The sequence below is a fragment of the Halosaccharopolyspora lacisalsi genome (assembly GCF_014137975.1).
In the GTDB taxonomy this organism is placed as follows: Bacteria; Actinomycetota; Actinomycetes; order Mycobacteriales; family Pseudonocardiaceae; genus Halosaccharopolyspora; species Halosaccharopolyspora lacisalsi.
This window is the reverse complement of record NZ_JACGWZ010000005.1, coordinates 378,029-391,390: the sequence shown is the minus strand read 5'-3', so window position 1 is coordinate 391,390 and position 13,362 is coordinate 378,029. Positions and strand designations below refer to the sequence as shown.

Here is a 13,362-nt window from a genome sequence, read left to right as displayed (position 1 = left end):
CACCGCGAAAACGGCTCGGAGCGCTGGTCGTCGCCGTCGGGCTCACCCTGCTCGGGCTGGCCGCGCGCCCGCTGCTCGACATCGGCGATCGAGTCACCAACGCCGGGAACGAACAGGGGTTGCCGGACGTCGTCCCCTCCCCGAGTTCGCCACCGATCACGCGGTCTACGTCACTTACACGAGCCTGCCCGACGGGACCGTGGCACTGTCCCGCTTCACGCTCGGTCCGGGCGCGACCGCTTCCGAGGAGGTGCTGCTCCGACAGCCGCACGGCGAGTTCACCGACCACAACGGCGGGAACCTGGGGTTCGCCACCTCTCCCTCGGTCTCGGCGACGGCGGTGGTGCGGGAGACCCGTTGCGCAGCGGTCAGGACCTGAGCACCCTGTTCGGCAAGGTCATCCGGATCGATGTCGGCGGGCGGTGCGGCGACCGTCCGTACTGCGCCCCGGAGTCCAACCCGTTCACCGACGCACAGGGAGCGCGCTCCGAGATCTGGAGCTCCGGTCTGCGCAATCCCTGGAAGTTCTCGTTCGACCCCGCGAACGGTTCCCTGTGGATCGCCGACGTCGGTCGGGGTTCCCACGAGGAGATCAACCACGTCCTCGCCGGCGCGGGTGGCCGGAGCTTCGGCTGGTCGTGCCGCGAAGGCCCCGAGGTGTTCGACGCGAGCCGTTGCGACCCCGACGCCGACCACGTCGACCCGGTCCTGTCCTACCGCACGCCCATCGACGGCTGCGCGGTCATCGGGGGACGTGTCTACCGTGGACAGCGCCACTCCGAGCTGGCCGGGGCGCCTACCTGGCGAACGACTACTGCTCGGGAACCGTGTGGGGTGTGCGACCCGCCGAGGACGGGGAGGGCCACCGCACCACCGAGATCGGAACGCTGCCGACTCAGGTGACGGCCTTCGGCGCCGACGAGTCCGGAGAGCTCTACGTGGTCAACGACCTGCCCGGCAGGCTGCACCGGGTCTCCTTCACCACCGCCGAGGCGGGAGCATCGCGCTGAGGTGACCCGCCGGTCGGTGATCGGCGTCGTCCCGCGGGCCACGACGGCTCGCGGGACGACGCCGAGTACGACCGGCCCGCTCACACGCCGTTGTCGGCGATCACCCGGGCGTACCGGACGGCGCTGAGCTTCGGGGTCCGGCGCTGGGTCTCGTAATCGACGTGCACGAGTCCGAAGCGCTTGGCGTAGCCCTCCGCCCACTCGAAATTGTCCAGCAACGACCAGTAGAAGTACCCGCGCAGGTCCACGCCGAGTTCGATGGCCGCGTGTGCCGCACGCAGGTGCGAAACGAGGAACTCCACCCGGTCGACGTCGTCCACCGCTCCAAGAGCGGCAGGCACATCATCTACTCCGTCTGGCAGCGCTCGGACAGCCCCGAGGCCTTCTACAACTGCTCCGACGTCCTCTTCCGGTGACACCGCACGCCGCAGTGGACGGACACGGCTGGAGCACGCGCCGCCCGGAGGAGCCGTGCCCTCCGGGCGGCACCGCCGTTCTCGCGCCCTCCCCCGGTACCGCGAGGTCGGTCGACGGTCGCCGGTCAGCCCAGCGCCGGAGTGCTCGCCCGCACGACGACCTCACCGCGGAAGCGGCGGACGCGGGAACCGTCGCCGGGCTCGTCGAGGACGAACTTCAGCGCCTCCCGTCCGAGCTGTTCCAGCGGAACCCGCACCGTGGTCAGCGGCGGCCAGATGTCGCGGAGGCTGACGATGTCGTCGAAGCCGGCCACCGCGAGGTCGTCGGGCAGGTTCAGCCCCCGGTCGCGGAACGCGGCGACCGCGCCGACGGCCATCACGTCGTTGACCGCGAACACGCACTCGACGTCGCGGTCCTCGTCGAGCAGCGCCGTGGCCGCAGCATAGCCGCCGTCCCTGGTGAACTCCCCCGGGATCACGTCCGCGGAGTCGAGCGTGATCCCGGCCCGGCGCAGCCCCTCGCGGAACCCCGCGAGCCGGTCCCGCGCCGTGACCAGGTCGGACGGTCCGGCCAGCACCGCGAAACGCCGGTAACCGAGGCCCACGAGGGTCTCGGCGAGCGCACGCGCTCCGGCACGGTTCTCGACGAGGACGGTGTCGGCCGGGAGCCGGTGCTGGCTGATCGCTGCCACCCGGCCGCCCGCGGCGGTGAAGGCCTCCACCTCGGCGCGCAGGTCCGCCTCGTGCCGGCTGTCCGTGGTCCGACTGCCGACGAGGATGACTCCCCGAGCTCGCTGTCGCCGCAGCGAAGCGATGTACTCGGCCTCTCGCTCGGACCTGCGCTGCGTACTGGACAGCGTGATGATCATGCCGTGCGGCTCGGCCTCGTGCATGATGCCGGCCGCCGTGGTGGAGAAGTACGGATCGGCGATGTCGGGCACGACCAGACCGATCACGTTCGTGGCACCACGCGCCATCGCCTGGGCGGGTCCGCTCGGGGAGTAGTCCAGCCGGGCGGCCACCTCCCGCACCCGTTCCTGCAACTCCGCGCCGACGGTACGGGCGCTGCCGTTGAGCACCCGTGACGCGGTGGCCAGCGACACCCCGGCCTGCTTGGCCACGTCGTTCAGGTTCGCCTTGCCGCCCGCTCGTGCCATTCGCCGACCCCCTCGCTCGATGCCGTCCGATGGTACTCCCAAGACCGGGAAAGCTCTTTCCGCCATGCTCGCGACAGCACCTTGCGGTGAACAGCCATGCGCCTCTACGCTCCCTGGAAAGCGGTTTCCAACTCCACCGAGGTGATCGTGGACCCCACCATCCGGCTTCCCAACGCCGACGGATCGACCAGGACGCACCACCTGCGCGACCCCGTCGAATGGCCCCACCCCGTCGATCCGCCCCGGACCCGCGTCGCCTACGCGGCGGCACACGTCGTCGCCGACCCCCTCGGCGCCAACGCGCCCGGAGCACCGGCGCAGGTGGACTGGCCGACGACGCTGGCCTTCCGGCGACACCTGTGGTCCCACGGTCTCGGGGTCGCCGAGGCCATGGACACCGCACAGCGCGGTATGGGCCTGGACTGGGCGGCCACGCAGGAACTCGTCCGGCGCAGCGCCGCCGAGGCCGCGGCCGTCGGCGGCCGCATCGCCGCCGGGGCGGGCACCGACCACCTGCCGGCCGACGTGACGAGTCTGGACGGCGTGGTGTCCGGCTACGCGGAACAGGTGCAGGCCGTCCAGGACGCGGGAGCGCAGGTGATCCTGATGGCCAGCCGGCAACTCGCCGCGCTCGCCCGCGGCCCCGAGGACTATCACGAGGTCTACGGGCGGCTGCTCGCCCAGGTCGACGGCCCGGTCATCCTGCACTGGCTCGGCCCGATGTTCGATCCGGCCCTGCGCGGGTACTGGGGATCGGAGGACATCGCGACGGCCACCGATTCGCTGCTGACACTGCTGCACGAGCACGCATCCAAGATCGACGGGATCAAGGTCTCCCTGCTGGACGCCGAGCACGAGATCCGGTTGCGCGCCGCACTGCCCGCCGGGATCCGGCTCTACACCGGTGACGACTTCGACTACCCCCGGCTGATCAAGGGCGAGTCGGGAGCCTCCAGCGACGCCCTGCTCGGCGTGTTCGCCGCGATCGCTCCGGCCGCGTCCGCCGCGCTGCACGCCCTCGACAAGGGCGACGAAGCGACCTACGACGCGATCCTGGAACCGACGGTGCCCCTGGCCAAGCACCTGTTCGCCGCTCCGACCTACTACTACAAGACGGGAATCGCCCTGCTGGCCTGGCTGAACGGGCACCAGCCCGGATTCACCATGGTCGGCGGGCTGCAAAGCGGGCGCAGCGTGGTGCACCTCGCCGAGGCGTTCCGGCTGGCCGACACGGCCGGGCTGCTGGCCGAGCCCGAGCTCGCGGTGTCCCGGATGCGTTGCCTGCTCGATCTGGCGGGAGTCGACCGATGACCACACGGGACCAGCGACTGAACCGGCTGTCGCTGAATCAGAAGACCATCGACCGATGCTCCGTGCCGCAAGCCGTCCGGGAGTGCTCCGACAACGACATCCCCGCCATCGGGCTGTGGCGCGAACCGGTCCACGAGACCGGTGTGACGAGGAGCGCGAAACTGGTCCGCGACGCGGGGCTGCGGGTGTCGTCGCTGTGCCGGGGCGGTTTCTTCACCGGGGCGCGGGGCGAGGAATCGCGGGCGGTACTGGACGACAATCGGCGGGCGCTGGACGAAGCCGCCGAGCTGGGCGCACCGTGCCTGGTGCTCGTGGTCGGCGGACTGCCCGCCGGATCCCGCGATCTGCCCGAGGCAAGACACCGGGTCGGCGAGGCGCTCGCGGAACTGGCCCCGTACGCGGGCGAGCGTGGCGTGCGGTTGGCCCTGGAACCGTTGCACCCGATGTACTGCGCTGATCGGGCTGTCGTGTCCACGCTCGGTCAGGCCCTGGACATCGCCGGGGCCTTCCCGAGCGAGCAGGTCGGTGTCGTGGTGGACGCCTTCCACGTGTGGTGGGATCCGGAGCTTTTCACCCAGATCGACCGGGCCGCCGATCGCATCGCCTCCTTCCAGGTCTGCGACTGGTTGACCCCGCTTCCCGCCGACGTGCTGCTCGGCCGCGGGATGATGGGGGACGGTCACATCGACTTCCCGCCCCTGCGCGCCGCCGTGGAGCACGCGGGCTACGACGGCGACATCGAGGTGGAGATCTTCAACGAGGACGTGTGGAACGCGGACCCCGGCGTCGTCGTCCCGACCACCGTCGAGCGCTACCTGAACCGCGTGTGGGCCTGACCGACCGATGTTCTCTTGTCGGGTCGTTCGGCTGAAGGCGGCCCCCGCGCCGTGGTGAACGCCTCGTTGTGGCGGTGTGACCGCCACAACGAGGCGTTCACCCCCGAAGGGACGGTCTCAGGGAGCCTCGTCGGGAGCCACGGCCAGCAACGAGACGATGGCGAGGGTGCGTTGTGCTGCGTCGTTGGTCGCGCAGGTGGCGAAGTCGCCGGACTGGTTGTTCGAGTGTTCGGTCGAGATCTCGTCCACGGGAGAGGCGACCGCGTCGCCCTCGACACGCACCGGCTCGGGCCAGGGGCGACCGTTGGGATCGGAAGTGAACTCGTCCCAGCCGCGCCGGCGGATGGCCGGATCGTTCAGCTGTTGCCCGGCCCACGCCGTCACGCGCGAGTAGATCGTGCCGAACACCGCGGGATCGAAGTCGAACCCGTACCGGTCCTTCTTCTCCGCGGGCGGGGCCTGCACGTAGCGCGCGAAGTCCACGTAGGAGCGGCGGAAGGCGGGAACATCCACGAGATCCAGCGCCTCCCACAGGATCTGCTCACCGCAGAAGGCCATGGAGAGATTGTAGCCACCCTGGTAGTCCCCCTTGTCGAGGTTGACCAGACGAGCGGTTTCCGGGTCGAACCCGACGGCGCCTCCCGCCTCTCCGGTGAACAGTCCCGCGGGGAAACCGGCGATGTCGGTCATGCCGGTCGTGATCCGGTCGCGCCAGCGGGTGTCGCCGGTCCGTTCCCACTCGGTCATCCAGTTGCTCACCAGCGCGTACCAGTCGGGGCCGATGCGCAGCCGGGTCGGCGCCTCGTGCTGCGGTGGCAGCACGTTGCGCAACGGCTCGACGGTCAGCAGCGTCTCGTCGACCCGCAGCGAGGAGCGGATCAGGTCGCCGAGCAGCTCGTCGGCGGTGAGGTAGTAGCAGAAGCGCTTGGTGAACGACTCGCCCACTCGCGCCTCTTTCGCCCCGTCGCCCCAGTGCGAGACGTTGTGGCGCGTTCCCAGCCCCGCGAATCGCCCCGAGTGGTACGTGTCGACCTCGCTGATGTGCTGGGTCATCGCTCGTCCCAGCCGGAAGGCCGTGGGGTCCCCGGAGCGCAGGAACGCGTACCAGAGCATGGCATCGCTGCCGAGCTCGCCGTTGTCCCAGGCGTAGCCGCCGACGTCGTAGCGCCACTCGTGGCGGGTGGCGTCGTAGGTGTGCATGACGTCGCCGTAGTTCCAGAACCCGTACCACTCGCGCTGGTCGACCTGCCCCGCGTAGAAGGCGACGTCGCGATCGACGGAGTCCTCCAGCGCGGCCCGGGCCGGGGTGCTGCGGTCGAGCAGACTCCATCGTCCGAAGACTCCCGCGCCGTGATACCACTCGGGCGGGGCGACCAGCTGGGGCCGCGCCGTCAGGGTCTCGGACAGGGCGACCACGCGGTCCCGCGACGGGGTGGCGTCCATGGCCCACAACTCCATCTCGGTGGAGCGCGAGATGCCCTCGGGCGTGCTGAATCCTTCCTGGACGTCCTCGTAGGCGAGGTCGAGACCGTGGGCGGCGGTGTCGTAGTGCCGCAGATCCATCGCGTTCGCGTGCGGGGTGTACGACCAGAGGGTCACGGAGGCCCTGTCACCCGCGGCACCACGCACGTCCAGCGAGCGCGGAAAGCGCTGCCAGAAGTCGCGCATACCGACGCCGAGACCACCACCGACACCGCCGACGTAGCCGAAGCCGGAAGCACGTCGTCCACGCCCGGCGTGCTTGAGCCAGCCGGCCGCCGACGACGTCCGCTTCCAGACCGCGAAGTGCTCGGTCGACTCCTGGAACAGCGTGAAGTCGTTCCACTTCGCCAGCTTCTGATAGCCCTCGCGCACCTCCTGCGGCCACTCGGCGGGCGCGGGAGTGGCGGTACCCGCGAACTGGCCCTGCCGCACGGCGGCTCCCGCATCCCGCCGCAGACCGGTGAGCACGCGCACCGGCTCGCTCCAGACACCTCCCGACGCTGTACCGAAGCGAATGTGGCGGTCGTGCGCCTCGTCCTCCATCGGCACCGACAACCGCAACCCCATGCCGCGCACGAACTCGCTGTTCACGTCCGCGTCCCAGGTGAAGCTGTGTACCAGCCTCATCGACTCGTCACCGGCGGCGAGGTACACGCGCATCGTCCAGGGCAGGATCGCGCGTCCCCCGTTGCCGTGCTTGCTGCCGTGGTCCCGGCGGTAGCGGCCGGAGAGCTTGACCACCGCGCGCACGGGTCCGTTCTGCTCGATCTCCGCCTGCTCCACGACCCCGGTCCAGTCGCCACGACTCGGGGTGGCGTCCTCACCGTCCGGCTGGTCCTGCATCAGCAGCACCAGCCGACCGTCCTCGCTCGTGACCCGACCACCACGGCTGATCGACCGGATGGCCGTCGGTCCCCCGCTCTCCAGCCGGAGGTCGACCGTGCCGTTGGCGAGCCGGATCGCACCGTCCTGTCGGGAGACGGTCACCGGCCGCTCGGGAGCGGCCGATGTTCCTGGGGTGAGCCGGAAGTTCTCGGCGCGGGCGGCGGATCCGACGGCGTGCCCGCTCCACTTGAGCGTGCCGTCCGGCCAGTAGGCCAGTGGCCAGGACTGAACCGGCACGGGCGAGCCGTCGTCACCGGACAGCGCGAAGGTGGTGTCCGCGCGCAGTCTCCCCTTCGGCCACGGCACGCCCCAGCTGGTGCCGGTCGACGCTCGTGGTGCTCCGTCGAGCCACCGCAGGCGAACACCGTCTCCCGACGAGTCGCGGGGGGCGGCAGCGGCGGTCTGGCCGCCCAGGGTGGTGGCCGCGACGGCGGCTCCGGCGCCTCCCAGGAAGCCACGGCGACTGAACGGATAGGACATCGGCAATCTCCGATCGTCGATTCGGCACCGGCCGTTCGAGGAAAAACCGCCGGTGCGCACGCGCGGCAGCGCCGAATAAACGGTAAACCGCGCCTGCAACGGTATAAAACGATTCAACACTCCTACAGGATGAGTGTCAATAACCGCATACCTCCAAACGGAGCAAGGAACGAGAAACCCCTCGAAAGCAGGACGCCCTAGCGCCATCGAACAGCAGCGATTGGATGCTTCCCCGAAAACGGCGACATCAGGCCTTGACAAGTCACCACCGAGAATCTAGCTTATAAAATCGATTCAATCATCGGCAATATGTTGATTCCCGACCTCCCTCGATGGCCACACATAGCCGGTCCGGCACGTCGAATCCGATATCGACCGAGGAGGCCCGCTTGAACACGAACACGCAGGGCACGACGACGTTTCGTGCCGGTGTGCTGCACTGGCTGATCGTGCTGACGGTGCCCGTCCTCCTGGTGCTGCCGTCCGCGTCGGCCGCCGGGCATCCGCCCCACGCCGGAAAGGACTGGGTGGGCTCCTGGGCCGCGGCCGTCACCCCACCCGCCGCGGACCGTCCCGCCGTGCGGGATTTCCGGAACCGAACGCTGCGGCAGGTCGTGCACCTGTCGGTGGGCGGAGACCGCCTCCGACTACGTCTGACCAACGTCCACGGCACCGAACCCCTCACCGTGGGAGCGGCGACGGTGGCCGTGCGCACCGGGAAAACCGGAACTCCGAAGGTCGATCCCGAGAAGCTGGCCGAGGTCACCTTCAACGGGGAACCCGCGACGACCATTCCCGTGGGCGCCGAGTGGGTCTCCGATCCGGTCGACGTGGCGGTGCCCGACGACGGCGACCTGGTGATCAGCATCCACCTGCCGAAGGCCACCGGAAGAGCGTCGGTGCACTACGAGGGACTGGCCCGCTCCTTCGCCGCCCCCGGCAGGGCGACCGGCGATCCCGGAGGCGCCTACTCGGCGATCGGAACCTCGCGCTACTTCCTCGACGGCGTCGACGTGCACTCCGAGGCCGATGGTTCGGTGGTCTTCTTCGGCGACTCGATCACCGACGGCGTCGAGTCCGAACTCGGCGCCGACCACCGCTACCCGGACGTGGTCGCCGACCGCCTGGTGCGACGCCCCGATGCCCACGAGCTCGGAGTGCTCAACGCCGGACTCAGCGCGAACCGGCTGCTGACGGACGCCGGTCTCGGTGGCGAGGCCGCCCTGACACGGTTCGCGCGGGACGTCCTCGGCCAGACCGGAGTGCGCACCGTGGTCCTGCTCGAGGGGATCAACGACATCCACAACAGCTACGGCACCGTGGATCCGGAACGACTCATCGACGTCTACGAGCAGTTCATCACCCGCGCTCACCAGGCGGGGGTCCGAGTCGTGGGCGGCACGATCACGCCCTTCGAGGGCGCCCCGCGACACACCGCCGAAGGCGAGGAGCGTCGGCAGGCGGTCAACTCCTGGATCCGCCACTCCGGTGCCTTCGACGCTGTCGTGGACTTCGACGCCGCGCTACGCGATCCCGAACACCCGACCCGACTCGCACCCCGGTTCGACACGGGCGATCACGTGCATCCCAACGACGCCGGTCTCGCCGGCATGGCCGGGACCGTCGACCTGTCCGCTCTCGACCGTTCTCCGGGGCGTGCTTTCCGGAACTGAACCACCGGCCACGCCTCGGCAACCGTCCACGAGATCCGAAGGGAAGATCATGCGAAGAAGCCGGAAGCTCCTCGCCGCGGGCCTCGGCGGCCTGCTGGCGCTCACCGTCCCCGGGGCCGCCCAGGCCGGTACCGGAGAACCACCCGCCCACTCCTCCGCGCCGGCGGGACGGACAGGGCAGGCGGCGAGCACCATGGACCGTGGTCTCACCGCCGTTTCCACCGCGCGCGGAGTCCTGGTCAGCTGGCGCCTGTTCGCCGACGAGCCCCGCGACGTGGGCTTCGACGTCTACCGTGGCGGGCACAAGCTCAACGAGCAGCCCATCGTGGACAGCACCAACTTCCTCGACCGCGGCGGAACTCCCGACTCGGTCTACCGGCTCCGCGTCGCCGGGAGCCGGACGGAGAAAACGGTGACCACGCGGACGTGGTCGGCCCCGCACCGGGACATCCCGCTGGACAAACCGGCCGGAGGCACCACCCCCGACGGAGTGGACCACACCTACCGCGCCAACGACGCCAGCGTCGGTGACCTCGACGGGGACGGCCAGTACGAGATCGTCCTCAAGTGGGACCCGACGAACTCCCACGACAACTCGCAGGAGGGCTACACCGGAGAAGTGTTCCTCGACGCCTACGAGCTCGACGGGACACGGCTCTGGCGCATCGGTCTGGGACCCAACGTCCGGGCCGGAGCGCACTACACCCAGTTCCTCGTCTACGACTTCGACGGCGACGGCCTTTCCGAGGTGGTGTTCAAGACCGCCGACGGGACCGTGGACGGCACCGGACGGGTCATCGGCGACCCGAACGCCGACCACCGCAACGACCGGGGGCGCGTGCTGACCGGACCGGAATACCTCACGGTCTTCGACGGCAGGACCGGCAAGGCGCTGGCCACCACCGACTTCGCCCCGGCCCGGGGCGACCTCTGCGACTGGGGCGACTGCTACGGCAATCGCGGCAAGCGCTTCCTCGCCGCGGTGGCCTACCTGGACGGAGAGCACCCGAGCATCGTCATGGGCCGTGGTTACTACGCCAAGACGATGGTCAGCACCTTCGACTGGCGCGGCGGCGAGCTGCGGCACCGCTGGACCTTCGACAGCGAAGCACCCGGAAACGGCGACTACGCCGGGCAGGGCAACCACAACCTGAGCGTCGCCGACGTGGACGACGACGGACGGGACGAGATCGTCTACGGTGGCATGGCCCTGGACGACGACGGCACCGGCCTGTACACCACCGGACTCGGTCACGGCGACGCCATGCACCTCGGCGACCTCGACCCCGCGCGCCCCGGGCTGGAAGTGTTCGGCGTGCACGAGAACACCGATTCCGCCTTGGGCGTGGAGTTCCGCGACGCCGACAGCGGCGAGGCGCTCTGGGGAGTACGCACCGGTAAGGACACCGGTCGTGGCCTGACCGCCGACATCGACCCCGACCACCCCGGTGCCGAGGCGTGGGCGACCGGTGGGGCGTGGAACAGTCCCACCGGCTACCTGCGCTCCGCGCAGGGCAAGGAGATCTCCACCACCATTCCCCCGGCGAACTTCGCCGTCTGGTGGGACGGCGACCTCGGTCGCGAGCTGCTCGATCACGACTACGACGCGAGCAGCGGAACCGGTACCGGGCGCATCGACGACTGGAACCCCGGAACGAAATCGCTGGAGAACCTGCTGACCGCCACGGGCACCACCTCGATCAACGGCACCAAGGGCAATCCGAGCCTGCAGGCCGACATCCTCGGTGACTGGCGCGAGGAGGTCCTGTGGCCGACCGAGGACAGCACCTCGCTCCGGCTCTACTCGACCCCGCACCCGACCGAACACCGACTGCCGTCGCTGATGCAGGACCACGTCTACCGCATGGGCGTGGCCTGGCAGAACGTCGCCTACAACCAACCCCCGCACACCGGGTACTACCTCGGCTGGGGGATGTGACGTCTCCGGTAAGCCGCCTCCCGGCCGCACGTGCCGGGAGGCGCTTCGTCACTGCGGGTGCGGCTTCGGTGGCCTGCTGACGGCGACCCAAGTTGCCGACGCGGTCGGCATCGCCACGGTCGGGGCACTGTTCAGCACCGGGAATCACCGGAGTGACACGTCCAACTGGCGGATCAGTTCTCCGATCCGCCCACCGCCACGCGGGGCGGCAGGGTAGCGCCTCAGGACGTCCACCACGACGGAGTGCGCAGGCATCCGCGACCGCGCGATGTGGTCGGCTCCGACGGTGGGGACGTCTCCGGCGGAGAGTTCGAGCGCGCGTGCGGCATGAGCGGCCGATCCGAGGATGTGCTTGACCTGGGTGGCTTTCGCCAGGGGATGGAGGAACGCCGCACCGGCCGCGTGACCGGCAGCGCGCGCGGCGTCGCTCGCCGCAGCCTGTCCCGCATCGCGGGTCTCCTGAGCCGCCCGGTGCGCCGACCATGCGCCGTCACGTAGCGCCTTGGTCCGCTCGCCTCCGTCCGCGAACGCCTGCGCAGCGTCGACCGCAGCTCGTGGGCGCCGATCGTCGGGGCGTTCACGCTCGAAGACCGCCAATGCGGGCCGCGCGCACGCCACCGCGTAGCAGGCGACCTCCCGGAGTTCGTGCCGGCTGAGTTCGATCCTCGTGGAGTCATCCGCCATGACGCCATCCTCCGGTCCGGCCGGGGAACCACGTCGTGGGACTCCCCGGGCGCGATGCTGTTCCGCCGCCGGGTCCCGCAGCCAGGAGGTGAGGAAGCCGAGACTGTCGTGGAGTGAGGACCACCTGGGCACCGTCGGCGACGCGTACCGGCGCCCAGGGGGAGTCGTCGAAGTCCGGACGCGACCAACCGGGCTGGGAGCGGCGGAGGCGCAGTACTCGCCTCAGTGAAACGTTTTATAGAGAGGTACCGTAAACATCGACCGCGACCCGGTCAACACCGGGAGCGCCCCGGCGCGGCGAACGCGGTTCCCCGCGTCAGGAGCGCCGGGGCAGCGTGGAGCGCCGCACGATGAGTTCCGGCTGGTAGACGATGCTCTCGTGCGCGTGGTCGGGCTCGCCCTCGGTCTCGCTCAGCAGCATCTCGGCCGCCGTCGTGCCGATCCGGACCGCCGGTTGGCGCACCGAGGTCAGGGGAACCGCGGCGGCCTCGGCGAACTCGATGTCGTCGTAACCGACGATGGCCAGATCCTCCGGTACGCGCATCCCCGCGTCGAACACGGCCTGCAGGAGCCCGAGCGCCAGCAGATCGTTGGCGCAGAACACCGCGGTCGGGCGCGGCCGCAGCCCCAGCAGCCGGGCCCCGGCGTCCCGCCCGGAGGCCACGTCGAGCCTGTCGGTCTCCAGCACGGTCAGCGCTTCCGCGTCCAGACCGGCCTCCTCGGTCGCCATCCGCGCGCCGACTCGCCGATCCTCGCACTGAGCCAGGTTCGCCGGCCCACTGACGTAGGCGACGTGGGCGTGCCCGCCCTCGAGGAGGTGGCGCACGGCCAACCGGCCGCCGGTGACGTCGTCGACCGAGACCGAGCAGGAGTCGTGGCTGTCGACCACCCGGTCGACGAACACGTAGGGAATCCCGTGGCGCCGGAACGACGCCAGGCTCCCCCCGGTCGTGTCGGCCGGGGTCACCAGCACCCCGCGCACCCGCTGCTCGGCGAACATCGACAGGTACAGGGACTCGGCCTCGACGTCCTGGGCGCTGTTGCACATCATCACGCCCACCCCCTGCTCGCGAGCGGCCTGCTCGGCCCCCCTGGCCACGTCGGCGAAGAAGGGGTTGCCGATGTCCAGCACCAACAGCGCCACGATCCGGCTGTGCCCGGCGCGCAGCTGCCGCGCCGACTCGCTGCGCACGTAGCCGAGCTCGTCGATGACCGCCCGCACCCGGGCACGGGTGTCGGCCGACACCCGGTCGGGCCGGTTCAGCGCGTTGGAGACGGTACCGATGGACACGCCGGCCCGATGGGCGACATCCTTGATACCGACCTCTCCGGTGTTGTGGTCGTCCCCCGCAGCTCGCACCGCGCCTCCCTCGACTCGACTACATCCCATCCTATCCTTCGCTCTAGTAAAACGTTTCATGCGGACGTGGCACGTCCGATCCGATCACTCCCGCCCAACGGAGCCGTGAGCGGCGAACTCGTCGACGAT

The 13,362-nt window shown here is 70.1% G+C and carries 11 protein-coding genes and 1 pseudogene; 7 read left to right on the top strand and 5 right to left on the bottom strand.

Annotated features, from left to right (window positions below):
• Nucleotides 1–199 precede the first annotated feature (199 nt).
• Both FHX42_RS27485 and FHX42_RS18495 read left to right on the top strand, forming a co-directional pair.
• Complete coding sequence (locus FHX42_RS27485; RefSeq protein ID WP_328796400.1) at nucleotides 200–379, top strand: hypothetical protein; 180 nt, start codon at nucleotides 200–202, stop codon at nucleotides 377–379.
• Nucleotides 358–903, top strand: a complete 546-nt coding sequence (locus FHX42_RS18495; protein WP_328796399.1) for a PQQ-dependent sugar dehydrogenase — start codon at nucleotides 358–360, stop codon at nucleotides 901–903. The genes FHX42_RS27485 and FHX42_RS18495 overlap by 22 nt, the downstream gene beginning before the upstream one ends.
• A 187-nt stretch (nucleotides 904–1,090) precedes the next feature.
• On the opposite strand, the pseudogene FHX42_RS18490 reads toward FHX42_RS18495, so the two are convergent.
• Nucleotides 1,091–1,336 (bottom strand): annotated as a pseudogene (locus tag FHX42_RS18490) (family 1 glycosylhydrolase); the annotation flags it as partial.
• Between FHX42_RS18490 and FHX42_RS27480 the strand changes: the two are divergent.
• The gene (locus FHX42_RS27480; RefSeq protein ID WP_328796398.1) at nucleotides 1,277–1,426 is read left to right on the top strand and encodes a lytic polysaccharide monooxygenase; all 150 of its coding nucleotides are present in this window, start codon (nucleotides 1,277–1,279) and stop codon (nucleotides 1,424–1,426) included. The pseudogene FHX42_RS18490 and the gene FHX42_RS27480 overlap by 60 nt on opposite strands.
• A 125-nt stretch (nucleotides 1,427–1,551) precedes the next feature.
• On the opposite strand, the gene FHX42_RS18480 is transcribed toward FHX42_RS27480, so the two are convergent.
• On the bottom strand, nucleotides 1,552–2,583 hold the full coding sequence (locus FHX42_RS18480) for a LacI family DNA-binding transcriptional regulator (RefSeq protein ID WP_182545658.1): 1,032 nt from the start codon (nucleotides 2,581–2,583) through the stop codon (nucleotides 1,552–1,554).
• Nucleotides 2,584–2,679: 96 nt separating this feature from the next.
• Between FHX42_RS18480 and FHX42_RS18475 the strand changes: the two genes are divergently transcribed.
• On the top strand, nucleotides 2,680–3,894 hold the full coding sequence (locus FHX42_RS18475) for a dihydrodipicolinate synthase family protein (protein WP_182545657.1): 1,215 nt from the start codon (nucleotides 2,680–2,682) through the stop codon (nucleotides 3,892–3,894).
• Entirely contained in the window at nucleotides 3,891–4,730 is an 840-nt protein-coding gene (locus FHX42_RS18470) for a sugar phosphate isomerase/epimerase family protein (RefSeq protein ID WP_182545656.1), read from the top strand. The genes FHX42_RS18475 and FHX42_RS18470 overlap by 4 nt, the downstream gene beginning before the upstream one ends.
• Nucleotides 4,731–4,847: 117 nt before the next feature.
• On the opposite strand, the gene FHX42_RS18465 is transcribed toward FHX42_RS18470, so the two are convergent.
• Nucleotides 4,848–7,577, bottom strand: a complete 2,730-nt coding sequence (locus tag FHX42_RS18465) for an exo-rhamnogalacturonan lyase family protein (protein ID WP_235987454.1) — start codon at nucleotides 7,575–7,577, stop codon at nucleotides 4,848–4,850.
• Nucleotides 7,578–7,966: 389 nt separating this feature from the next.
• On the opposite strand from FHX42_RS18465, the gene FHX42_RS18460 reads away from it, so the two are divergent.
• A complete protein-coding gene (locus FHX42_RS18460) occupies nucleotides 7,967–9,250 on the top strand; it encodes an SGNH/GDSL hydrolase family protein (protein ID WP_328796397.1) in 1,284 nt (427 codons plus the stop codon).
• A gap of 49 nt (nucleotides 9,251–9,299) precedes the next feature.
• On the top strand, nucleotides 9,300–11,189 hold the full coding sequence (locus tag FHX42_RS18455; RefSeq protein WP_182545653.1) for a rhamnogalacturonan lyase: 1,890 nt from the start codon (nucleotides 9,300–9,302) through the stop codon (nucleotides 11,187–11,189).
• A 144-nt stretch (nucleotides 11,190–11,333) separates the two neighbouring features.
• On the opposite strand, the gene FHX42_RS18450 is transcribed toward FHX42_RS18455, so the two are convergent.
• Entirely contained in the window at nucleotides 11,334–11,873 is a 540-nt protein-coding gene (locus FHX42_RS18450) for a putative immunity protein (RefSeq protein WP_182545652.1), read from the bottom strand.
• A 316-nt stretch (nucleotides 11,874–12,189) separates the two neighbouring features.
• Nucleotides 12,190–13,233 carry a LacI family DNA-binding transcriptional regulator gene (locus FHX42_RS18445; RefSeq protein ID WP_328796396.1) on the bottom strand — a complete coding sequence of 348 codons (1,044 nt, stop codon included), beginning with the start codon at nucleotides 13,231–13,233 and terminating at the stop codon, nucleotides 12,190–12,192.
• Between the last annotated feature and the right edge of the window lie 129 nt (nucleotides 13,234–13,362).